This window comes from Pectobacterium brasiliense (assembly GCF_016950255.1).
Lineage (GTDB): Bacteria > Pseudomonadota > Gammaproteobacteria > Enterobacterales > Enterobacteriaceae > Pectobacterium > Pectobacterium brasiliense.
On sequence record NZ_JACGFN010000001.1, the window covers coordinates 381,367 to 404,668 of the forward strand.

Sequence of the window (23,302 nt, forward strand, 5' to 3'; positions counted from 1 at the left end):
TATGTCAAGACAACGAGATCCGACGCCATGAAGACACCGCAAGCTGAAAAAAGACCCCATGCACTAAGTACACATGGCGATACGCGTATCGACAATTATTACTGGCTGCGTGATGACCAGCGTACCGATCCACAGGTGTTGGATTATCTGAAGCAGGAAAACGCCTATAGCGAAGCCGTCATGGCACCTCATGAAGCACGCAAGCGGGCACTGTATGACGAAATGGTTAAACGCATTCCGTCGACGGATATGTCTGTGCCGTATGTCAGAAAGGGTTATCGCTACCAAAGCCGCTATGAGCAGGGGAAAGAGTACGCCATCTATCTGCGCCAGCCTGAGCAGGCAACAGACGTGTGGGAAACGCTGCTGGATGGGAATCAACGTGCGGAAGGGCATGAATTTTACAGTCTCGGCACGCTTGAGGTTAGCCCTGACAACACGCTGCTGGCGCTTTCGGAGGACTTTTTATCCCGTCGGCAGTACACGCTTCGTTTTCGCGATCTGAACAGCGGTGAGTGGTTACCGGATGTGATCGAAAATGTGACCGCTGGAGCGGAATGGTCGGCAGATTCGACGGTTCTGTATTACGTGCGCAAACATGAGCAAACGCTGTTGCCATATCAGGTCTATCGCCACCGTCTGGGAAGCGATCCGGCGTTGGATGAGCTGGTCTATGAAGAGAAAGACGACACCTATTATGTCAGCCTGAGTAAAACGACATCAGAGCACTACATCACCATTTATCTCAGTAGCACGACGACGAGCGAGGTGTTGTTGCTTGACGCGACGCGCCCGGATGCGTTGCCGCAGGTAGGCATTCCACGTCGAAAAGATCATGAATATGGCATCGATCACTATCAGGATAAGTTTTATCTGCGCTCCAATCGGGAAGGGAAAAATTTTGGACTCTACCGTTCGGATAGGCCCGATGAGCAAACGCTGGAAACGCTGATTGCACCACATGCACACCGCGTACTGGAAGGTTTTGAACTGTTCCGTGACTGGCTGGTGGTTGAAGAACGGGAGCGCGGTTTGACACGCTTGCGCCAGATTCACTGGCAGACGCAGGAAGAAAAAGCGATCGCCTTTAATGATGCGAGCTATGTGACGTGGTTATCGTACAACCCTACGCCAGAAACGGCATTGATGCGGTATGGCTATTCATCAATGACAACGCCCAGCACGCTGTATGAATTGAATCTGGACACAGGCGAGCAGCAGTTACTTAAACAAGCCGAAGTGAAAGATTTCTCACCGGACAATTACCAGAGCGAGCGCTTGTGGATCACGGTTCGAGATGGCGTCGACGTTCCCGTTTCCCTCGTTTATCATCGCGATCATTTCAGCCCAGGCAAGAACCCGATACTGGTCTACGGCTATGGCGCTTATAGCCATAGCATGGATCCGGATTTTAGCGTTAGCCGTCTGAGTCTGCTGGACAGAGGGTTTGTCTTTGCCTTAACACACATTCGCGGTGGCGGTGAGCTAGGTCAGCAGTGGTACGACGATGGTCGCCTGCTCAATAAAATGCATTCCTTCACCGATTTCATCGATGTGTCTCAGGCATTGATAGAAAAAGGTTATGGCGACAGAAACAACATGTTTGCCATGGGGGGCAGTGCGGGCGGGCTATTGATGGGCGCGGTAGTGAACATGGCTCCCGATCTATTTAAGGGCGTTGTTGCTCAGGTTCCCTTCGTTGATGTGCTGACGACAATGCTGGATGAGTCTATCCCGTTGACAACCGGCGAGTATGACGAGTGGGGCGATCCGAATGAACAAATCTATTATGACTACATCAAGCAATATAGCCCCTATGACGGTATTACCGCGCAACGCTATCCGCATTTGCTGGTGACTACCGGATTACACGACTCTCAGGTTCAGTATTGGGAACCTGCAAAGTGGGTGGCGAAATTACGGGAAGTTAAAACGGACGATCGTCTGGTGCTGCTATACACCGATATGGATGCCGGGCACGGTGGAAAATCCGGTCGTTTTAAACGTTATGATGATATTGCATTGGAATATGCTTTCCTGCTGATGGTGCTTGAAATGGTTGAGGAAGCGCACGAATAACGCGTTGGTTATGAGGGTAAACCCGTTTTCGGGTTTACCCGATCGGCATGGCACATTACTTAGGTCATATCACGACTCAGGTAATATCAGCCTGCGGTTTCTTTGCCCTTTTATCGGCCCGTTTTTCAGCGGCCGTTTTCAGGGGCTTCTTCTTACTGTTCTTTTTGCTATCCAGACCTTTACTCATATCTTGCCTCGCGTGATAAAAGGGTAGGTTGCCACTCCATTAACCTCTTGTGCGGGCCGATATGCAAGCAGAAAATCGTTTTTGCTGTGTACGAATGTAACTCGTGGAAAGGGATGTTTTCCACGGGAAGGTCGTCGTAGATTGGAATGAAGGGAATAAGCCTACTTAGACTTCGGTTCGTAGGGTAAGCGAGAGAACTGCAGTGAGCGCTGGCGATAAAACATCACGCGTTCGCGAAAATAGTCACGCAAGTACTCGGGTTGCTCTCTCTCAACGACCTCGGGAATGACCGGCATATTGTAACGTTCTTTGAAGGCCACGCCTGACGCCGCCAAGTCTACGTTAACTTTATCCATCTCTTCTTTGGACAATTCTGCCAGATTGTATCCCATACCGTTTTCTCCTGCTTATTGGCCACAGACTGATGCGTGTCACGGTAAAGTAGTGACAGGAAAATGGCAAGCGTTCACCTTATCATGTGGATGTTTATTATTCTCATTACGAAATGGGAATCATTTTTAATACAAACGTGCCATACATCATATCACTCGTGGCTGTTATTTTTGATAATAACAATGATTCGCAATAATATATTTACGCTAAGACTTAAGTGATAATAAATATCAATAACATAAATGTTAACCTGTTGTTTAAATGGTGTTTTTTGTTAATTGAATATCAATGTTAATAAAGTGTTTTTTATTTTATTTTTTCAGGCATAATGCCCTGAATAATTTCACCTGCCGGGAAAATAGGGAGTTAACATGTTAAAAAAAGAAATGATTCAGAAGCTGAATGAGCAACTTAATCTGGAGTTTTATTCCGCGAATTTGTATCTGCAAATGAGCGCATGGTGCGGTGACAAAGGTTTTGAAGGCGCATCCAGTTTCCTGAAGACGCATTCTCAGGAAGAAATGCAGCACATGCAGCGCCTGTTTGACTATCTGGACGACACCGGAAGCCTGCCTGTATTAGGCGCGATTGCTGCACCGCCGATTGATTTTGATTCACTGGCTGATGTCTTCAAGCTGACCTATGAACACGAACAGCTGATCACTGCAAAAATTAATGAGCTGGCGCATGAGGCGATGGCGCTGCAGGATTACTCTACATTCAACTTCCTGCAATGGTACGTTGCTGAGCAGCACGAAGAAGAGAAATTGTTCCGTTCTATTCTGGACAAATTGGCGTTAGTCAAAGCCAGCGAAGGCGGCCTGTTCTTCATCGATCAGGACCTGAAAAAAATGTCTGCGGCGGCACCGTCAACCTAATGACAAACGACGCTTCTGTCGGCCAATAAGTAGTTGAATGACGCGGGATAATATTCTCCTTATCCCGCCTTTTCCCTTCCCGAACGCCCTTTCTGCCAGTACCAAATTACCGATATTATTCCCGAACTCCGTACTCGACTTCACCTTCCTCTGTCGCTATGATCGCATCAGTCGTGATATACAACATTCTGTTTTATAAGGGTTGAGGCTGTCTTTCTCTGATTCGGATAAGGCTGCAAAACTCACACATCATTGTTTGAATACGCCATGTCGGGAATACCATGATGAAGAAATTTTTGCTATCCATCGTGCTTACTTCACTTTCTGTGAATGCCTTTGCTGCCGCTAAACTGGCAAATATCAGCCGGTTTGAATACGGCGATCGCTGGGCTTTCACGCGTGAGGAAGTTCAACTGATTTGCCGCCCTGGCAATGCGCTGTACGCCTTACATACCGGGACGCTGATGCAATATCCGCTAAACGATGTTGCCATTGCGCAAATGAAATCCGGGCAGGTGAGCGCGCAACCGATAGATGCGATCTGGCTGGACGATCCTAAGCATCCTGGACAGAAAAAAAGCCTTCAGCCATTTATCGAGCGTGCAGAGCAGTTATGTAAGCCAGACGCTAAACCATGAAGTGATTGATTTGCTTATTAATGTTAAATAATTACTTCTTTATGGTTAAGGTAAAGTGTGAAATCTGTTCCATTTGTGATGATTGCGAATAGGTTAAAGCTGGAAAACGCGAGGGAGTTGGCTAAGCTTAAGTCTACAAGGCTAGTACAGCTTGTATAAATGCCAACTTTTAGCGCACGGCTCTCCCAAGAGCCATTTCCCTAGACTGAATACAGGAATCGTGTTCAGTCTTTTTTTTGATGTATCGGTTGACGATTTTTGTCAATTAAGATGTCGGTACGAGGCGAGTTTCGTCTCTGCGTACCTTTTAAAGGCTTTTAAAATAAATGCTTGCTAAAGGTTTTCATACGTGCGTTAATAGCTCGTCGGTTTGATTCGCAGACCTAAAAAGCAGTTTAGTAAAGCAGTTCTCATTTCCAAGTGTTATCCATAGATATCCCTTCTTTTGAGCCTCCTTATCGTTGCTAATTAAATTCTGTGCACAGGCCCTATTTGCCGGAAGGCACTATACAAATTAAGGTAATATTTATGTCTAATAAAATGACTGGTTTAGTAAAATGGTTTGACGCTGGTAAAGGTTTTGGTTTCATTACTCCTGACAATGGCAGCAAAGATGTATTCGTACATTTCTCTGCTATTCAGAGCAACGATTTCAAAACGCTGGACGAAGGCCAAAAGGTTGAGTTCACCATCGAAAACGGCCAGAAAGGCCCAGCAGCTGGCAACGTTGTCGCGCTGTAATTGAATTAATGTTTCTCTTGCGATAGCGATGATGGTGTAAACCGGAGCAGCCAAGAAAAGCAATAAAAAAACCCTAGCGTAAAGCTGGGGTTTTTTGTTTTTATATCTCATCACCGCTTACTGAATTTTATCTTCAGCACTCAGCAGCCTATATTATTTTATTCCTCATCATCCGTAAGCGTTCAGTTTCATTAACTACGGTATAGCGAAAGGACATAATTTCTTTACCTTCATTATAAAATGCCTTTTATCACAATCTAATCGACAGGTTCATATTCCGTTTATAGCCGTTATCGACTAAGTTTATAGAACACGACGTAATGGGAGGAAACAATGACTGAGAAAAATACGGGCACCAAACACAAGGATGAAAATGACCATCCGGCAAAAGATGCACCAAAAGATCAGGGGGAGATTCCGCGCAAACGTGATGACAGCAAGGATGATGTCGATGATCCGTTTGATGCGAATAAGGCTTAATAGGTTGGCGACGGGCTTCTGTCGCCAATATGCAGCGAAAAGTTAGTGCGCTTTAGGCGCGACGGTGGCCGATGCATCGGGGGTGAAATAATCGCTCTCATCCACAATTGGAATATAAATCCGAACCCATTCAGTCCCTTCAACCATCTCCCAGCTATGTCCTTCTCCCTGAGTGTCGGCGGCAATCAAGACGGTTCCAGGAGAAAGCAGAAAAGTGGAACCATCGCTAACTCGAAATTTCAACGTGCCTTTCAGCGTGATGACATATTGCTTGCGCGGTGCCGGGTGGACATTCTTCTCCCAGTCTTCAGTAGAATTACTGAGCCAAAATTTCTGTGCGGTGATTTTTTCCAGAGCTGGCACGCGGCCTGTTACGAAGGCCGAGTGATTGTCGGGTGTATTGATCAGTTTGATAGCGGGTATCCGTGCTTCCTCCGCGTGAGATGAGGGAAGCACTGCGGAATAAGCCGTAACGGAAACCAACAATCCGGCAAGCGCCAGAATAAAACGCGATGTCTTTTTCATTTAAATAAAATCCATATTATCTATGTCCGATGAGCAGGCAAAACCCTATATATGTCAGCCGTCTCTGCGTACGTCTTACAACGTCGGGGATGGTACTGCTGGGGGAAATCCTTCACCAGATGGTTAAAGCAATCGCACTGATTGGCATATTGCTTGATTTGTTTATATTTTATTCACTCCAGTTCCGCAGTAGGATGAAACCGGTGAAGCGTAAATCAGTAGATGAAGGGAATAGATATGCAGATTTCAGCCAGCCGTCTGATGGCGACGACACAAAGCGTATTGCAAAAAGCAGGATGTGAAGAAAACGAAGCTCGAACTGTCACCGAACACCTTGTGGCCGCGAATCTAAAAGGGCATGACAGCCACGGCGTGGGGATGTTGCCACATTATGTGGCGTTCATCGAGAAAGGCATCATGCACCCGAATACACCAGCGCGTTTAGTGCGTGACGGTGGGGCGGTGCTGCAATTTACTGGCGATCGCGGTTTTGGCCAGCGTACGGGTAAAGAAGCGATGCAGGCGGCTATTGAGCGAGTGAAAACGACGGGCGTGTGTTTAATGACGCTATCGTCTACCTGTCATTTGGGACGTATCGGCACCTATGGAGAAATGGCAGCGGACGCTGGGCTCGTGTCGATACACTTCGTCAACGTTAACGATCTCGACCCGATTGTGGCTCCCTGGTGTGGCAGCGAAGCTCGTTTCGGGACGAACCCTATCTGCATTGCATTCCCGCCAACGGAGCATAACGCGGCCTTTGTTCTGGATTTCGCCACCAGCGTGGTTGCGCTGGGGAAAACCCGTGTCGCGTATCTGGCGGGCAAAACGTTTGATGAAGAGGTCATGCTGGATTGTCACGGTGTTTCCACGAACGATCCGAAAGTCATGTGGGAAGGCGAAAAGCACGGTGCCTTGAAACCCATTGCGAAGCATAAAGGCGGCGGGTTGATTTTAGCGGCTGAAATGCTGGCAGGGCTGTTATCTGGTGGAGGAACCATTCAACCGGAGAACGCGCGTCAGGGGGCGATAGTGAATAACATGACGACGATTGTTATCGATCCCGCCAGTATGGTGTCTATGGCGTGGTTGCAGAAAGAATATGATGCGATGCTGGACTACGTTCGCTCTTCAACAGCTCCCGATCCGGCACAGCCTATTTTAATCGCTGGTGAACCGGAGCGTATTTCGCAGGCACAGCGTCGTGCAGACGGTATTGACTTGTCCGATCAGGAGTGGCAGAAAATCGTGGAAGCAGGGATCGCTTTGGGGATGAATCCAGCCGAGTTCACGTTAATAGCATAATATTATTCAGGAGAAGACAATAATCGGGAGACGAAACGGATGCGGGGATGGGGAATAGTTGTGATGATACTCGGGGCGCTGGTGGCTCTGGCTCCCTGGATCCAACGTCAACTCCCGCCTGGCTACGATCCTTTTTCTCCGCTGTCCGTTGATGACCCACCCACGTTTATAACTCGGCTGAAAATGAAGTCTGTCGCCAGCGATCCTGAGGCTTGTCTGGCGGTATTAAAGCAGGCGCAGGAAAACGGGCGGCTACGATTCTCCGAGGCCAATGATATCAGTGGGCAATGTCCGGTAGTGTCGCCCGTCCGGATACAAAGTTTTGGTGCGGTCACACTCAGTTCCAGTTTTCTTGCCAGTTGCCCGCTGGCGCTGAGTAGCACCATGTTTGTGGCACAGGTCGCGGTGCCGCAGGCGCAGTCACTTGGCACGTCGCTGACGCGTATCGATCATATGGGTAGCTACGCCTGTCGCAATATCTACCATCGACCGGAAGGGCGTTTGAGTGAGCATGCAACGGCGGACGCGTGGGATATTGCCGCGTTTCGTCTCTCTGACGGTCGGCAGGTTAGCGTCCTGAATCAGTGGTCGGCAACGGACGAACGCGGCAGCTATTTGCGTACCACGTTCAGGGAAAGCTGTCGCTTTTTCGGTAATTCGCTGGGGCCGGAATATAACGCCGCACATGCTAATCACTTTCACTTTGGCATGCGAGGTTTTGGCGTGTGTCGATGAAAATACTCAGGTGAGAAAACTAGAAATCAGCGTATTCCTGAGCGGGGATCCAGAAGCCGTCAATATAGTCTTCGATGGGGAAGCAGCCCGCGCGGCGTAGGCGCTGTTCGTCCATCGCTTGCAGACACTGCGCTTCGGTGTTGTAGGCCCCGACGACCACATCGTCACAGCCATGCCCGAGATAACAAACAAATATCACTAATGCAAACATGCCGTTCTCCAGACATTACCGATTTTCTCTATCTGTCAGGATAATTGTAGATGAAAATCAGTGAGGAAAGGCAGAACGGGCGGTTCATCAGGTGGTTTTATCGCCACCTGATGCAGAAACCGCATTTATTCTTTAGAAAGAGGCTGAGCGGAGGTCGCGCCATCCCGCACCAAATCGCGCGGCAGATTGTTTTTTATCCGGCTACTGATACGTTTGGCCAGGCCGACAGGCGTGTTCTGGTAGGTTAAAATGAGCTCATCCGCAGCAGGAAGCGGTTCTGGATAGCTGTCTTTCCCCTGAAACCACTCACAGGCGATGCGATCGGTCAGCGCGTAGGCATTCTTCGCGTTCGGATCGGCCAGCGCAACAATGGCTTCATGTTGCCAGCGGAAACCTTTAGGGAAGCGTTCAGCGAGTTTAATGCCAATTCGTGAGAATTTGATATTGCCAAAAGCAGACGTCAGCGCCGCAGGGAAGAGCCAGATCTCGCTATCACGCTGCCACAGCTGAAGTAACGTCTCATCCCAGTGAATACCCTGTTTGCTTGCCGCCTGTTTGAGTACTGCAGAATCTTTGGGCGGCATCGGAGAGAACGGGAATTTACCCACTTTATAGCCAGGCCGTGGCAGCGGCGGTATGCTGGCGGTTTTCCGCAAACGGGCAACAAAGAAGCCTTCGCTGTCATAAATCTGTGGGAAGACGTGCAGGAAGCCTTCTTCGGTTGTCGCGTGTTCGGCGTCGGTGAAGAGAGCGTGTAACGATTCAAATTCGCACGCATCAGGAAACTGTGTCTGTAACCAATGGCAAACCTGCTGATTTTCCTGCCTATTTAGCGTACAGGTGGAGTAAATCATCACGCCGCCAGGCTTCAGTGCATGGAACGCGCTCAGAATCAGATCACGCTGTGTGGCCGCAATATCGGTAATGCTCTCCTGCGACCAGTGGCTCATCGCAGCAGGATCCTTACGCACCACGCCTTCACCCGAGCACGGGGCATCCAGCAGAATCGCATCAAAATACTCCGGCAGCGCCGCGCCGAAAACTCGCCCGTCGAAGTGTGTAATCGCGGTATTGCTGACGCCGCAGCGGCTGATGTTGGCATGCAACACTTTTACCCGGCTGGCTGAATACTCATTGGCGACGATAGCCCCTTCGTTATTCAATCTGGCCGCGATCTGCGTTGTTTTAGAACCCGGAGCGGCCGCGACGTCCAAAACCGTATCCAGCGCATCGTTGCGATGGAACAGGGCGCTGACGGGCAGCATCGAACTGGCTTCCTGAATATAAAACAGCCCGCTCAGGTGCTCCAGCGTATTGCCTAGCCGCGTGTTCTCTTCTTCCGCATTCAGCAGCCAGAAACCTTCCTGACACCAGGGAATCGGCTCAAGCTGCCAGCCATAAGGCTGTACAAGCTCAAGAAAGGCATCGACGCTGATTTTTAACGTATTCACGCGGATGCTCCGACGCAGCGGACGCTGGCAGGCGGCAATAAAATCCTCCATCGAAAGGGATGAAGGCATGATGTCCCGCATAGTGTCGAGAAATTCAGCAGGCAGGCTGGCTGGGGTAAATTTTGCCACGGCGTGGTTCCGTACAGGTTATTCAGTAAAACGAGGGGAAGAAGCGGCGAAGTGTAGCACGGATCTTTCATACATCATGTGAAAACGACGAGACGGCGCGTGAAAACGGCAGGGCGACGATAGGGTCGCCCTGTCCGGTGATGAGTTTAATTATTGGGAGTTGGAATCGCCGTTCCCCATTGTCGCCACTCTTTGGGCTCTTCGTTCCTCAGCAGGAAATGCTTTCCTTCCTGTGCTTTGGGGGCGAGTGGCGTACTGGGTGGCGTGGCAAACGCGATACCGCCGCGAATGAACTGCTGGAAGGTTCCACTCTTGATGACGCCGCCCGTCAGGCCGAATTCCAGGTTGTAACCCGAAGCCAGCCAGAAGACAGAATTGTCGCGCACCAGATGCTGATAACGTTTGCTGATGCGCAGCGACACGGCGATACGGTCGGAAAGCGTGCCCAGCGATAGCCCGGTTACCGTACCGACTTCAATGCCGCGGAACAGCACCGGCGTACCAACCTGCAACGCGCCGGCTTCCGGTGCATCAACGCTGATATTCAAGCCGTCCTGATAGCGAGAATCAGAGATGGTGGCCTGCTGCAGCTCAAAACTCCGCGTTACGCTGCCGTTACCCGGTTCGACGTTAATATAAGGCTGGAATAGCGTCTCCAGATGATTCACTCCGGCAGCGGAAATTTCTGGCGTGACGACGGAAAAACGCGTCCCGGAACGGGCGAAATTACGCACGTATTCAGGGTAGAGGACAGCCTGCACCAGCACTTCATTACGCTGCTCGGACAGTTTCAGCGAATCCAACTGGCCGATATCGATTCCCAGATAGCGGATCGGCATGCCCGGCGCGAGTTTGCTGGCATCGTAGGTGCGTAGAATGATGCGGCTCCCCACGGCGCGTGCCGATGTTTCGTTGTTATACAGAACGCGTTTGCCACCTTTAATTTCCGGTGCGCCCTCCAGATTATCAAAACTGATCGCCCCTTTAAGCGCCCGGTTCAGCGGAGAAGCCTGCACGGTCAGGCCCGACGTATTCAACTGCACCCGGGCCCCGCCTTCTGCCCAAAACACGCTGTTTTCCGTCAGTAGCTTGCGGTGTTCGGGACGAATATAAACGTCAACCTCGAAGGTATCCGCTTTCGGCCGCACCCGCATGATTTCGCCTACCTGGAATTTACGGTACAGCACGATGGAGCCATCCTGAATATCCGGCAGGCTGTCAGTCACTAAGGTGAGAGTCGGGGAAGGCGTGGCACCGCGAATGCCTTCTTCGGCTTTTTCGAGATCGCTGAACAGCGGGTAACGCGTCTGAACGTCGCCTTTGCTGCCCGGTAAAACCTGAATACCACCGCTGACCCACTCTTGTGCGCTGGCACCCAGCACCTGAATCCCATCCAGCCCCATCTTCACATTCACTCGGCTGTTCACGATGAATTTGCTGTCGCGATGTAATAGCTGGCGATATCGCGGCTCGATCACCAAAAGGAAGCTGACACCTTGTTCGTCCAGCGTACGTTTGACGACCTGACCGACCTGCACGCCGTGCAGCAGCACGGGTTGGCCGCTATCAATGCCATAACTTTGTGCTGCCGTGAGCTGAATAGAAAGCGCGCCGGGCTGAGTGAGCTGCTGTTGTCCGCTATCCAGTACGTCAAAGTGCTGGCGCGGTTCGCCTTCACCGGGGATGAGCGTCAGCGTTGGGCCGCTCAGCAGACGTGAAACATTCAGGTCGCTGAGTGAAAGCTGGGGCTTACTGAGTTCGATACGCGTGCCTTCCCGCATCAGAGAAACCACGGAAGGATCGATGATGAGCTCTCCGCTGACTTTGCCGTTGTCTGGGTTCAACATGATTTTATTTAGCGTGCCGACTTCCAATCCCTGATACATCAGCGGGGTGCGCCCTTCGGATAGGCTGTCGCCGGAAGGCAAATCCAGCGTGATTTTCACACCACGCTGGCTTTGTGCCAGATCGGGATAGAGGCGGTAGGATTGTTCGGCTCCCGCATTCTCGCTCTCCTCCGGTGAATCGAACGCGATCGCGCCGTTAACCAGCGCCGCCAGATTCTCCATCTCAATTTTTGCGCCGCTGACGCTAATGTCCGCATTAAAGCCAGACACATTCCAGAAACGGCTATTTTTCTTCACCAGATGGGTAAAGCGGCGTTCAACCAGCACGTCAATCATCACACCGTGGCTATCCTGGGAAACGGTGTAATCGTAGACTTTCCCCACCGGGATTTTTCGGTAGTAAACCAGCGAACCGGTATTCAGTGAGCCGAGATCGTCGGCATGGAGATGAATCAGCAGTTCCCCGGTATTCACGCGGTATTTAGGCTGTGTATCCAGCGCGGAAAAGTGTTCTTGCGGATCGCCGGAGCCGGGCATCATACCGATGTAGTTACCCCCCACCAGCGCATCCAGCCCTGACACCCCAGCGAGAGAGGCTTTCGGGGTAACCAGCCAGAACTGCGTGCCGCTGCGCAACGCTTCCTTCATATCGCTTTTGATACTTGCTTCGACCTGAATGGTACGCAGGTCTTCACTCAGCTTGATATTTTGCACGGTACCGACTTCGACCCCCTGGTAGCGCACGGGCGTACGCCCAGCGACAATACCATCAGCGGAGACAAAATCGATGGTGACCGTTGCGCCGCGCTCCTGCTGATTGGTGTGAATCAGCCAGCCAGCAATCATCAGCGCAATCAGCGGCAGCAGCCAAAATGGCGACAGGCGACGCTTGTTCTTCACGGTAGCTTCAGTTGGTGTCCCAGGCGTATTATCTTGCATTATTATTCCACATCAGTGTTATCCCACATCAGTCGGCTATCCAGCCATTCAACGGCAAGGATAGTGAGAATCACCGCTGCGCCAAAGTAAAAGGCAGCAGGCCCCATGGTGAAAGCGAGTAATTGATCGCGGTTGACGAGCGACATCGTCAGAGCAATCACAAATAAATCGAGCATGGACCAGCGACCGATCCAACGGATAACGCGCAGCATCTTCATGCGCATCATTATGTTGCCTTCCGAACGAAGATGGATACTCACCAGCAGTCCGAACAGCACAATAACCTTAGTAAACGGCACCAGAATACTGGCAATAAAGACCACCAGCGCAATCGGAACATTGCCTGACGCCAGCGAAAGAATACCGGAAAAAATCGTGTCCTCCGTACGCGCACCGTTGACATAAATAATTGATATGGGCAACAGGTTAGCGGGGATCAGTAAAATTATAGAAGCAATGAGCGCAGCCCAGGATTTTTGCAGGCTTTGCCGCTGGCGCAAGCGAAGCGGAATATGGCACCGGGGGCAACGACCCCGGTTGTCGGGTGAACTGGTGAAGTGGCAGGAAAGGCAGATTCGATAGCGATCCGGCGCAATCAACGGCCTCATGCGCGGATAAAACCGCTGCCAAAGCTGGTCGGTATTTAAGTGAATCAGCGTCAACAGGCTTAAGGTCATCAGTGCCAGAAAGGCGACCAGTCCGATTCCCGCCTGAACATCCGCAAATTCACGGACTTTGATTGCGGCAACGGCCATGCCGACCAGATAGATATCCAGCATCATCCATTCTTTTAGCCGTTGCAACATGAGCAGGATGGGCCGCAGATTCATCCCGATTCGGGGAGCAAAGAACAGATATAACAGAGAAAAAACCAGCGTGAGCGGGGCGCCAACGGTACAGAAGGCGACCATACTTGCCGTGAGCGGGTGCCCTTGACGAGTGATTTGCCAAATGCCTTCAAACAGGCTGGCATTGATGGTGACGCCCAACAGCCGAATACTGATCAACGGTTCAGTGAAGGCGAACGGCATCAGTACCAGCATGGCGACAGCCATCGCAGCAAGACGAGAAATGTTCCAATCTCGGCCTGAGCTGACTTTGGCATCGCAGCGTGGACAATTCGCCGTCTGAGTTCGTTTCAACTGCGGTAGCGCAAAAAAGGCATCGCATTCAGGGCAGCGGTGATAGCGATCGATCGCAGATACGGTACTTTTCGATCCCTCGGTTAACGGTGGCCGGGGAGACGGAAACGGCGCAGGGCTGGTTATACTCTGTATTTTCATCTTTCCTGCGATCCGATAGAAGGTGGTAAGTCCCGTTATATTCACGATAGATAACGTATTCACAGCTATTCAGTGTAACTGAAGGCTCACTGAATGATAAATTCATAATAAGGCTCTGATCTCTGCCCGATATTATTTTACAGGTGGAAATAGCATGATATGCACGACAGCGGTACAGTAAAGTAGATGATTCTTCGCGCGAAGGCGCTAATCTTATGGCATTCTGTAACCGATGCTAATGCAGTCTGTATGGAAACGGTTCGCACTGTTTTGAAAAGACAACGATATACTTTATGAATAAGCAAGTATGAATAAACAAGAATTTTATCAGGATCTCATTCGCGACATGTCATCGCTCATCGCGGATGAAAACCGTTTTATTACGATTTTATCAAACAGCAGTGCGCTGCTGTTTGAGCGTTTGGATGGGGTTAACTGGGCAGGGTTTTACCTGTTGGATAACGACACGCTTTTCCTGGGACCGTTTCAGGGCAAGGTTGCTTGTGTGCGTATTCCGGTTGGCAAAGGTGTATGCGGTGCGGCGATAGCTGAAAATCGCATTCAGCGCGTGGATGATGTCCACGCGTTCCCTGGTCATATCGCCTGTGATGCCGCGAGTAATGCTGAAATTGTGCTACCGCTTGTCGTTAACGGGCAACCGATTGGCGTTCTGGATATTGACAGTACCCTTTATCAGCGTTTTGACGCAGATGATGAAGAAGGGCTGAAGGCCGTGGTGAGCGTACTTTGTGCTCAACTGGAAGCGAGCGATGTGATGACATTCATCAATTCTCTCACGTTGAGACAAGGTTAACGTGGCAATTGCCGATGGCGTCATTATAATGACGCCTGTTCATGCCTGCGCCGGTTGGCAAACCCGTTGTAATCAGGAAATTTCATGGAAAATCAACCTAAGTTGAACAGTAGTAAAGAAGTCATTGCCTTTTTGGCAGAGCGGTTCCCGCTTTGTTTCACCACCGAAGGTGAAACTCGTCCGTTAAAGATCGGTATTTTTCAGGATCTTGTTGAGCGTGTGCCGGAGTCCGATAACGTCAGTAAGACGCAATTACGCTCTGCGCTGCGTCTCTATACCTCAAGCTGGCGGTATCTGTACGGTGTAAAATTGGGTGCCCAACGTGTGGATCTGGATGGTAATCCATGCGGTGAGTTGGAACAGCAGCATGTCGATCATGCTCGTCAGCAATTGGAAGAAGCGAAAGCGCGAGTTCAGGCTCAGCGTGCTGAGCAACAGGCGAAAAAACGTGAAGCAGCCGGAGAATCGGCAGAAGCAGCGCGTACCCCTCGTCCCGCTCAGAAACGTGCGCCGCGCCGCGATGCTTCAAACAATGCATCTCGAAACAATGCGTCTCAAAACAATGCATCTCGAAACAACGCACCGCGTAATCCACGTCAGCCTTCTTCCGGCCAATCGCAGTCCTCTTCTCAGCAATCCGCGAATGCTCAGTCTCGTCAGGCAAAGCCTGCCAGCAATGAGCGTCAACGGGTCGCGGTTACAGATGTTTCCAAACTGCAAATCGGTCAGGAAATCAAAGTCAGAGCCGGCAAAGACGCCATGGATGCCACCGTGCTTGAAATTGCCAAAGGCGAAGTCAGAGTACAATTGGCTTCTGGACTGGCAATGATTGTACGCGCAGAACACTTGCAGTTCTGATACGGAGGCCAACCTGGGCATGAACAACTTAGTCAAAATAACCGCCATCGCAGGTTTACTGCTGGCGGGCTCCAGTTTTGCAAATGAAAACATTACGCGTGTTGAACAGATTCCTCAGCTACATCAGGAGCCTCAGCACGCGACCGTTAGCGACAGGGTGGCCTCACGTTTCCTGCGTTCGCACTATCGCCAGTTTATGCTGGATGCGCAGTTCTCTGAGAAAATTTTTAACCGCTACCTCAATATGCTGGACTACAGCCACAACGTGCTGTTGGCCTCTGATGTGGCACAATTTTCCGGGCAAAAAGCCCAGTTGGGCGACGCGCTGAAATCCGGCCAACTGGATGTTCCGTACGCGTTGTACAATCTGGCGCAGAAGCGTCGGTTTGAACGTTTTCAATATGCACTGTCGCTGCTGGATAAACCGGTCGATCTGACGGGCAATGAGACGTTTGAGCTCGATCGCAGCAAAGCCCCTTGGCCGCAGAACGTGGGTGAACTTAACCGCCTGTGGGATGCCAAGGTAAAATATGACTGGCTCAGCCTGAAGCTGACCGGCAAAGATGATAAAGACATCAAAGAGACGCTGACTAAGCGTTATCAGTTTGCGATTCGCCGTCTGGCGCAAAGCAACAGCGAAGATGTTTTCCAACTCGTCATGAACGCCTTTGCGCGTGAAATTGACCCGCATACCAGCTACCTGTCACCGCGTAACACTGAGCAATTCAATACCGAAATGAGCCTGTCGCTCGAAGGGATTGGTGCGGTGTTACAGATGGATGACGACTACACCATGATTAATTCTATGGTGCCCGGTGGTCCGGCAGCGAAAAGCAAAAACATTACCGTCGGTGACCGCGTGGTTGGCGTAGGCCAAAGTGGTAAGCCAATGGTGGATGTTATCGGTTGGCGTCTGGATGATGTCGTTGCGCTGATTAAAGGGCCGAAAGGCAGTAAGGTGCGTCTGGAGATTCTTCCTGCTGGCAAAGGGACGAAAACCCGCATTGTCACGCTGACGCGTGAACGCATTCGCCTTGAAGACCGCGCGGTCAAAATGTCCGTCAAGACGGTCGGCAAGGATAAAGTCGGCGTGCTGGACATCCCCGGTTTCTATGTCGGCCTGACGGATGACGTGAAAGTTCAGCTCCAGAAGCTGGAAAAACAGAACGTCAGCAGCATTGTGATTGACTTACGTACTAACGGCGGCGGTGCGCTGACGGAAGCGGTAGGGCTTTCCGGTCTGTTTATCCCAGGCGGCCCTGTGGTTCAGGTGCGCGATAATAACGGCAAAGTGCGTGAAGACAGCGACACTGACGGCATTGTGTATTACAAAGGCCCGCTGGTGGTGTTGGTAGACCGTTTCAGTGCTTCTGCTTCCGAGATCTTCGCGGCGGCAATGCAGGATTATGGCCGTGCCTTGATCGTGGGTGAACCGACATTTGGTAAAGGCACCGTGCAGCAGTATCGCTCTCTGAATCGGATTTACGATCAGATGCTGCGTCCTGACTGGCCAGCGCTGGGTTCTGTGCAATATACGATTCAGAAGTTCTATCGTATTGACGGCGGCAGTACACAGATGAAAGGCGTGACGCCTGACGTGATGATGCCAACCGGCACGGAAACGGTAGATACCGGTGAGAAGTTTGAAGATAACGCGCTACCGTGGGACAGCATCAAAGCGGCGAACTACACGAAGAGCGGCGATCTGAAGGCACTGATTAGCAAACTGAATGAACATCATCAGGAGCGTATCGCCAAAGATCCTGAGTTCCAGTATGTCGCGCAAGATATTGCCCGCTACAACGCGCTGAAGGATAAGCGCAACATCGTGTCGCTCAATCTTGCCCAGCGTGAGAAAGAGAATGACGATGATGAAGCGATGCGTCTGAAGCGGATTAACGATCGACTGGCGAGAGAAGGTAAAAAACCGCTCAAATCGTTGGAAGATCTGCCGAAGGACTATCAGGCACCCGATCCTTATCTGGATGAAACGGTGAAAATCGCTAACGATTTGGCACAGGAACAGAAAGAATAAATAGTAATTCGCTAAAATCGTTCCGATAATTAAACGCCCTGTCTGGTTTATCCAACAGGGCGTTTTTTTAACTTTCGTTGAGCGTTTTGGGATGAAAGCGCGGAGCTGTAGATGACGATTAACGAATCTTGGTTGGCGAACAGCCAAAACGGGTTTTAAACCGTTCGGAAAAACGCGCTGAGGATTTATACCCGCAGGCTTCGGCCAGACGCTGCATACTCCATGATGTCGTCTGTACCAGCATCATCGCGTGTTGCATGCGCGTCTCCAGCAACAATACTTCAAAGCGTGTCTGCTCGGCGGATAACCTCCGTCGCAGCGTAGCCTCGCTCATCGCCAGCAGGCGACCCGCAGACTGTGCGGTCCAGTGTCGTTCTGGCTCTTCACTGATAAGCGCACGCAGCTGTGCCGTAACGCCGGGCTGTGGAGGTGCACCAAAACGATATCCCCGTTCCGACAGCGCCAGCAGCATATCCATTAGCCGCAGTTCTAGACGCGATTCATTAAGTGCGTTGCCCGTAATCCCCTCAACCAGATACTGCAATGTGTGGGTGAGATCGTCATCCAACGCGAGGGTAGTGAAGGGACGCGGATGATGTGCAGGAGCCAATTGCTCAGGGTAGCGGTGATAAAACCGCGCCAGAAGCGTGGATGAAAACGTCAGAAAGATCGACCGGAAAGCGGGGTCATGGCCGCCGGGCGTTTTCGTCAGATCGGCGCTTGCGTCAGGCGTAATCAGACAAAGCTGAGACGGCGTGTCGACAACCGACGTTTCGTTCTGTTCAAGAAGGGTTAATCGGCCAGAGAGAACCAGCAGAAGTGTGGCCTCATAAAAATGGAAACGCGTTGTCTGCTGTGCCGTGCGTAAGTGAGGCTGAGCTAGCGCACACAGGCCATACCGCTGTAGCGGCTGGCCTGACGGCAATGTCCAATCCGCCTCTGTACTAAGAGACGGAGAAGCAGGGCGTAAAGCGGTCACGCCCATGGCCGGTTATTCTTATAACGAGTCATGATCATAACGTATGAGTATCACAACAATTTATTATCAAAATAATGCGGGATTCAGCGTATACAGCCCGGTAAGTGTCGCTTTTGCCAATACTGGCGCGTTAGCCAGCGCGGCGCGGACATTCGCTCCGTTAAGTTCACCTTCTATCGTTAAAGCAGGCGTCGCGAGAGCGTAAAGTGTGAAGATGTAATGATGGACGATCGCATCGTTCCACGGTGGGCAAGGACCATCATAGCCATAGTAGGTGCCTTTCATCTGTTCGTCCGTGGCGAACCAGCCCGTGTAATCATTGATACCGTGCCGGAGTCCGGTCGGTGCATTCGGACCTGCTTTCCCACGCGGTGTGATGCCAGTGGAATGCGAAGCGGCAGGAATTTCATTGATGCTGGCTGGAATGTCCAGCAATAACCAATGGTAGAAATCGACGCGCGGCAGAGCGGCGCTAACCTCGCGGCCTTCCTGATTCACATCGTCACCGCGGCTGGGCACATCTGGGTCGTGGCAGACCAACACGAAAGACTGTGTCCCTTCGGGCGCGCCGTTCCAGGCAAGGTGGGGGTTGTGGTTAGAAGACAGCGTAATGTGGCTCGTTGCGTCCGGTACGGCAAAGGCAAATTCGCCTGGGATAGTGTCGCCGTCCTGAAAACTGTGGCTGGAGAGTTGCAGCATGGTGGTGTTCCTATCGTGATTCCGGTGGGTGTGGAATCATTATAGAAGAAGCGGAGCGTAATTATTTTCCTAATGCCGTCAGGATAATGCTTTTAGCTGTCAATTTGATAGGTTGTGATGTTATGGCCTGCCAAGTGATGTAAAAACGGCTTCCCATAAGAGAAGCCGTCGTGGCGTAGTCGATGTGCATCGCGATATCTCGCGATTAACGACCCGCTTTTAGTTGCTGGAAGTAGGTTTCATACAGCGTGCTGGCGCTGCCAACGTCGTTCTGCCATTCGCCTTTCGCGATGGTTTCATCATCCGGGTACAACGTTTTGTCCCCTGACACTTCCGGCGGCAGTAACTTTTTCGCCGCCAGGTTAGGCGTCGGATAACCGATCGTTTCCGCGACCTGTGCCGCGACTTCCGGGCGCAGCAGGAAGTCGATCAGCTTCATCGCACCGTCAACGTTTTTGGCATTGGCCGGAATCGCCAGACTGTCCATCCAGAAGATGCCGCCTTCTTTGGGCCAAATGACATCCAGCGGAGTACCGGCCTGACGCGCCACGTAGGCAGAACCATTCCACACCATACCCAGATTGACTTCACCTTCGATGAACGGGTTGCCGGGGTTGTCTGAGTTGAACGTCAGCACGTTCGGCATCAGAGCTTGCAGCTCTTTATAGGCTGCTTCAATCTCTTTGGGATCGGTGGTATTTGCGGAGTAACCCAGTTTACGCAGGGCGATTTGGAACACCTCACGCGCGTCATCGGTCAGCAGCAGGCTGTTCTTGTACTTTGTATCCCACAGATCGGCCCAACTGGTGACGCTGGCGGGGTCAATCATTTCATGATTAATACCAATCGCCGTGGCACCCCAGATATAGGGAATGGAGTAGTCATTGTTCGGATCGAAGGATTTGTGCAACAGATTCGGATCGAGGTTGTGGAAGTTGCTGAGCTTGCTGGTATCAATCTTTTGCAACATGCCTTCTTTGCTCATCTTGGAGATGAAATACGTTGAAGGCACGACCAAATCGTAAGCGCTATCCTTATAGGTCTTCAGCTTGGCGTACATACTCTCGTTGGATTCATAGGTGGAGTAAATCACCTTGATGCCCGTTTCTTTCGTGAACTGTTCCAAGAGGCCCGGCGGCACGTATTCGGTCCAGTTATAGAAATAGAGTGTTTTGCCATCGTCGGCGTTGGCGGTGCTGATGCCAAACGCCATCGCGCAGGCTGCCAGTAGGTGTGGCCACTTTTTCATTATGTTTACCTCCTTACGAGTCCCAAAGGAAATACCCGCCTGGAATAGGTTCTTACAGGCAGATATGAAAATAACAGTATTCATCGTGCTTGCCGCTACCTTACTTTCCGGTGCGGTCGCGTAAAATCAGCTGGCTACTGAGCACCAGCACCAGCGACAGAATGAGCAAAATCGTTGCCAGCGCGTTGACTTCCGGGGATACGCCGACTTTCACCATCGAGTAAATCTTCAACGGCAGAATCTCATACGCGGGCCCGGTGACAAATGAGGACACCACCACGTCATCCATCGACAGCGTAAAACTGAGCAGCCAACTGGCAGCGACTGCCGGCATAGCCAGCGGCAGAATGATTTTGCGTAGAATAATCACTTCGCTGGCACCTAAATCACGCGCGGCTTCCAACATCCGCACGTCAAAGCCTTTCAGGCGCGAATAGACGGTCACTACCACAAACGGCAGGCAGAACGTGATATGGGAAAACAGCAGCGACCAGAATCCGAGCGAGATGCCCAGCAGCATAAAGAGCACTAGCAGCGAAATTGCCATCACGATATCCGGCGACATCATCACCACGAACAGCATGCCTCCGACAAAAGGCTTGCCGCGAAAGCGGTAGCGATACAGTGCCACCGCCGTCAGAGATCCAATCAGCGTGGCGAACGTCGCAGAGAAAACGGCCATCGTCAGTGAGTGCTGTGCCGCCTGAAGCAGGCTGTCGTTGTTGATCAGCAGCCGATACCAGTCCAGCGTAAATCCCTGCCAGTTGATGCCGAAACGTGCCTGATTAAACGAGTTCACGATCAGAATAATGATCGGGATGTACAGGTAAGCGTAAATGATGAACATGAATCCACCGCGGATTAAGCGTCCGGTCATTCCAGCTCTCCCTTTTTATTCAGCAGGCGGGCTGTGCGGTAGTAGATAAACAGCAGCACGCCCATGACCAGCGTCAGGCAGATGCTGGTGGCCGCACCAAACGGCCAGTCGCGGATATTAAGGAACTGGCTTTTAATGACGTTACCGATCAGCAAATTCTTGGCTCCGCCCATCAGATCGGCAACGAAGAACAAGCCCATGGCAGGCAGCAGCACCAGCAGGCAGCCAGCAATAATCCCCGGCATGGTCAGCGGGGTCACCACGCGAATGAAGGTTTGCCATTTATTGGCTCCCAGATCGCGGGCGGCCTCAAGGTAGGATTTATCGAGCTTCTCAATACTGGAGTAGAGCGGTAGCACCATGAACGGCAGCAGGATATAAATCAGGCCGAGAATCACCGCTTCGGAGGTGTACATAATCCGCAGCGGCGTATCGATAAAGCCCGTCCAGAGCAGAAATTCATTCAGATGACCGCGTGTACTCAGAAAGATTTTCAGCCCGTAAATGCGGATCAGCGAGTTGGTCCAAAACGGCACAATCAGCAGAAATAGCATCAGTGGCTGAATTTTTTTCGGTAAGCGCGCCAGAATAAAGGCAAACGGATAGCCCAGCAGCAGACAGCAAAGCGTGGCGATAACCGCCATGTTCAGCGAATGCAGTAACACAGACGCGTAAAGCGGATCGGCCAGTCGCGTATAGTTTTCCAGCGTAAAGACCAGACTGACGAAATGGGTGTCATCGCGTGTCAGAAAACTGGTTCCGATGATCATCAGGTTGGGCAGGAAAACAAACAGCACCAGCCAGGCAACGATGAGTGTGATAATGATGTTTTGAAAGCGTTTACGCGACTTCTTCATCGTGCAGGACTACCTCCCAACTTTCCACCCAGGTGACGTCTACTTTCTGGTTGAGTGAATGGTCGAAGTCGGGATCGTCTTCGTTAAAGAACTCGCTGACCATGACCATCTTGCCGTTTTCCAGTTCAATGTTGGATTCCAGCGTCATGCCTTTATAGTTGCGCTCGCGCACGTAGCCCACCATGCCTTCCGTCTGCATGCCGTCGCCCAGCTCTTCGACGCGTAAATCTTCCGGCCGCAGCAGTACGTTGAGGTGTTGGCCGACAGTGACCGGAAAGCTGACGGTGATAACGCATTCGTGGCCTTCGACCTGAGCACGCACCCGCTGTTCGTCCAACTGCTCCAGCACTACGGCATCAAAGATATTGATTTCACCGATAAAGCTGGCGACAAACAGATTTTTCGGCTCTTCGTAGATTTCACGCGGCGTACCGTCTTGCTCGATGCGTCCATCACGCATCACGACGATGCGATCAGACATGGTCAGTGCTTCTTCCTGATCGTGCGTGACGAAAATAAAGGTGATACCTAGCTTACGCTGTAGTGCCTTAAGTTCGTTCTGCATCTGCTTACGCAGCTTATAATCGAGCGCGGACAGGGATTCATCCAGCAACAGAACTTTCGGCTGATTGACGACGGCGCGGGCGATGGCTACGCGCTGCTGCTGGCCGCCGGAAAGCTGGTGCGGGCGACGCTGTGCCAGCTCCTCTAGCTGCACCATTTTCAGCGCGTCAATCACGCGTGGCGCAATCTCCGCGGCAGGCGTTTTCTGCATGCGCAGGCCGAATGCCACGTTCTCAAACACGCTGAGGTGAGGAAACAGGGCGTAACTTTGAAATACGGTATTAACGTGCCGTTGCTCGGCGGGCTGGTGGGTAATGTCCTGCTTTTCCAGCATGACGTTGCCGCTATCGACCGTTTCCAGGCCGGCAATCAGACGTAGTACGGTGGTCTTGCCGCAGCCGGATGGCCCGAGGATCGTCAGAAACTCACCGTTATTAATGGTGAGATTAAAATGTGAAATGATGTCTTTGCCATCAAAGCCTTTATGGACGTTGAGCAATTCAACGACCGGCACAGTCAGGGAGTTTTCTTTCATTAAGGTCTAGCTCT

The 23,302-nt window shown here is 51.4% G+C and carries 22 protein-coding genes; 10 read left to right on the forward strand and 12 right to left on the reverse strand.

What is annotated here, in order from left to right; genetic code table 11:
* The first annotated feature begins 27 nt into the window (after nt 1–27).
* Nucleotides 28–2,079, forward strand: coding sequence for a S9 family peptidase (locus tag H4F65_RS01720; RefSeq protein WP_010275847.1), 2,052 nt, complete (start codon nt 28–30; stop codon nt 2,077–2,079).
* A 348-nt stretch (nt 2,080–2,427) separates the two neighbouring features.
* Here H4F65_RS01720 and H4F65_RS01725 read toward each other — a convergent pair whose 3' ends face one another.
* Nucleotides 2,428–2,658, reverse strand: coding sequence for a DNA polymerase III subunit theta (locus H4F65_RS01725; protein WP_010275841.1), 231 nt, complete (start codon nt 2,656–2,658; stop codon nt 2,428–2,430).
* Nucleotides 2,659–3,030: 372 nt separating this feature from the next.
* Between H4F65_RS01725 and ftnA the strand changes: the two genes are divergently transcribed.
* From ftnA to H4F65_RS01745, 4 genes are all read left to right on the forward strand, one after another.
* Nucleotides 3,031–3,537 carry a non-heme ferritin gene (gene ftnA, locus H4F65_RS01730; protein ID WP_010275837.1) on the forward strand — a complete coding sequence of 169 codons (507 nt, stop codon included), beginning with the start codon at nt 3,031–3,033 and terminating at the stop codon, nt 3,535–3,537.
* Nucleotides 3,538–3,818: 281 nt separating this feature from the next.
* A complete protein-coding gene (locus H4F65_RS01735; protein WP_080718583.1) occupies nt 3,819–4,175 on the forward strand; it encodes a YebY family protein in 357 nt (118 codons plus the stop codon).
* A gap of 528 nt (nt 4,176–4,703) precedes the next feature.
* Entirely contained in the window at nt 4,704–4,916 is a 213-nt protein-coding gene (gene cspG, locus H4F65_RS01740) for a cold shock protein CspG (RefSeq protein WP_010275831.1), read from the forward strand.
* Nucleotides 4,917–5,249: 333 nt separating this feature from the next.
* The gene (locus H4F65_RS01745; RefSeq protein ID WP_010275828.1) at nt 5,250–5,396 is read left to right on the forward strand and encodes a hypothetical protein; all 147 of its coding nucleotides are present in this window, start codon (nt 5,250–5,252) and stop codon (nt 5,394–5,396) included.
* A 42-nt stretch (nt 5,397–5,438) separates the two neighbouring features.
* Here the strand turns inward: H4F65_RS01745 and H4F65_RS01750 are convergent, their stop codons facing one another.
* Nucleotides 5,439–5,921 carry a cupin domain-containing protein gene (locus tag H4F65_RS01750; RefSeq protein WP_010275825.1) on the reverse strand — a complete coding sequence of 161 codons (483 nt, stop codon included), beginning with the start codon at nt 5,919–5,921 and terminating at the stop codon, nt 5,439–5,441.
* Between the two features lie 237 nt (nt 5,922–6,158).
* On the opposite strand from H4F65_RS01750, the gene H4F65_RS01755 reads away from it, so the two are divergent.
* Nucleotides 6,159–7,226 (forward strand): malate/lactate/ureidoglycolate dehydrogenase, encoded by a 1,068-nt coding sequence (locus H4F65_RS01755; RefSeq protein ID WP_010275823.1) that lies wholly within the window; start codon nt 6,159–6,161, stop codon nt 7,224–7,226.
* A 39-nt stretch (nt 7,227–7,265) separates the two neighbouring features.
* On the forward strand, nt 7,266–7,961 hold the full coding sequence (locus H4F65_RS01760; RefSeq protein ID WP_039319613.1) for an extensin-like domain-containing protein: 696 nt from the start codon (nt 7,266–7,268) through the stop codon (nt 7,959–7,961).
* 19 nt (nt 7,962–7,980) lie between these two features.
* Here the strand turns inward: H4F65_RS01760 and H4F65_RS01765 are convergent, their stop codons facing one another.
* The 4 genes from H4F65_RS01765 to yebS form a co-directional block, all read right to left on the reverse strand.
* Complete coding sequence (locus tag H4F65_RS01765) at nt 7,981–8,172, reverse strand: YdfD/YebW family protein (RefSeq protein ID WP_010275816.1); 192 nt, start codon at nt 8,170–8,172, stop codon at nt 7,981–7,983.
* A 125-nt stretch (nt 8,173–8,297) separates the two neighbouring features.
* Nucleotides 8,298–9,752 (reverse strand): 16S rRNA (cytosine(1407)-C(5))-methyltransferase RsmF, encoded by a 1,455-nt coding sequence (gene rsmF / locus H4F65_RS01770; RefSeq protein WP_010275810.1) that lies wholly within the window; start codon nt 9,750–9,752, stop codon nt 8,298–8,300.
* Between the two features lie 146 nt (nt 9,753–9,898).
* Entirely contained in the window at nt 9,899–12,538 is a 2,640-nt protein-coding gene (locus tag H4F65_RS01775; protein ID WP_010275807.1) for a PqiB family protein, read from the reverse strand.
* Between the two features lie 2 nt (nt 12,539–12,540).
* On the reverse strand, nt 12,541–13,821 hold the full coding sequence (yebS, locus tag H4F65_RS01780) for a membrane integrity lipid transport subunit YebS (RefSeq protein ID WP_010275803.1): 1,281 nt from the start codon (nt 13,819–13,821) through the stop codon (nt 12,541–12,543).
* Between the two features lie 307 nt (nt 13,822–14,128).
* On the opposite strand from yebS, the gene H4F65_RS01785 reads away from it, so the two are divergent.
* The 3 genes from H4F65_RS01785 (at nt 14,129) to prc (ending at nt 17,528) form a co-directional block, all read left to right on the forward strand.
* Nucleotides 14,129–14,635, forward strand: a complete 507-nt coding sequence (locus H4F65_RS01785) for a GAF domain-containing protein (RefSeq protein ID WP_010275800.1) — start codon at nt 14,129–14,131, stop codon at nt 14,633–14,635.
* Between the two features lie 84 nt (nt 14,636–14,719).
* On the forward strand, nt 14,720–15,493 hold the full coding sequence (gene proQ / locus H4F65_RS01790) for an RNA chaperone ProQ (RefSeq protein WP_010275797.1): 774 nt from the start codon (nt 14,720–14,722) through the stop codon (nt 15,491–15,493).
* Between the two features lie 19 nt (nt 15,494–15,512).
* Entirely contained in the window at nt 15,513–17,528 is a 2,016-nt protein-coding gene (gene prc, locus H4F65_RS01795) for a carboxy terminal-processing peptidase (protein ID WP_010275794.1), read from the forward strand.
* A 118-nt stretch (nt 17,529–17,646) separates the two neighbouring features.
* Here the strand turns inward: prc and H4F65_RS01800 are convergent, their stop codons facing one another.
* The 6 genes from H4F65_RS01800 to potA all read right to left on the reverse strand — a co-directional run bounded on the left by H4F65_RS01800 (nt 17,647) and on the right by potA (nt 23,288).
* Nucleotides 17,647–18,513, reverse strand: coding sequence for a helix-turn-helix transcriptional regulator (locus H4F65_RS01800; protein WP_010275791.1), 867 nt, complete (start codon nt 18,511–18,513; stop codon nt 17,647–17,649).
* A 60-nt stretch (nt 18,514–18,573) separates the two neighbouring features.
* Nucleotides 18,574–19,206 (reverse strand): YbhB/YbcL family Raf kinase inhibitor-like protein, encoded by a 633-nt coding sequence (locus H4F65_RS01805; RefSeq protein ID WP_010275788.1) that lies wholly within the window; start codon nt 19,204–19,206, stop codon nt 18,574–18,576.
* A 205-nt stretch (nt 19,207–19,411) separates the two neighbouring features.
* Entirely contained in the window at nt 19,412–20,455 is a 1,044-nt protein-coding gene (gene potD, locus H4F65_RS01810) for a spermidine/putrescine ABC transporter substrate-binding protein PotD (protein ID WP_010275785.1), read from the reverse strand.
* A gap of 100 nt (nt 20,456–20,555) precedes the next feature.
* Nucleotides 20,556–21,332, reverse strand: a complete 777-nt coding sequence (gene potC, locus H4F65_RS01815) for a spermidine/putrescine ABC transporter permease PotC (RefSeq protein ID WP_010275782.1) — start codon at nt 21,330–21,332, stop codon at nt 20,556–20,558.
* Nucleotides 21,329–22,189, reverse strand: coding sequence for a spermidine/putrescine ABC transporter permease PotB (gene potB, locus H4F65_RS01820; RefSeq protein WP_010275778.1), 861 nt, complete (start codon nt 22,187–22,189; stop codon nt 21,329–21,331). Before potB ends, potC begins: the two co-directional genes overlap by 4 nt.
* A complete protein-coding gene (potA, locus tag H4F65_RS01825) occupies nt 22,173–23,288 on the reverse strand; it encodes a spermidine/putrescine ABC transporter ATP-binding protein PotA (RefSeq protein ID WP_010275774.1) in 1,116 nt (371 codons plus the stop codon). The genes potB and potA overlap by 17 nt, the downstream gene beginning before the upstream one ends.
* Nucleotides 23,289–23,302 lie beyond the last annotated feature (14 nt).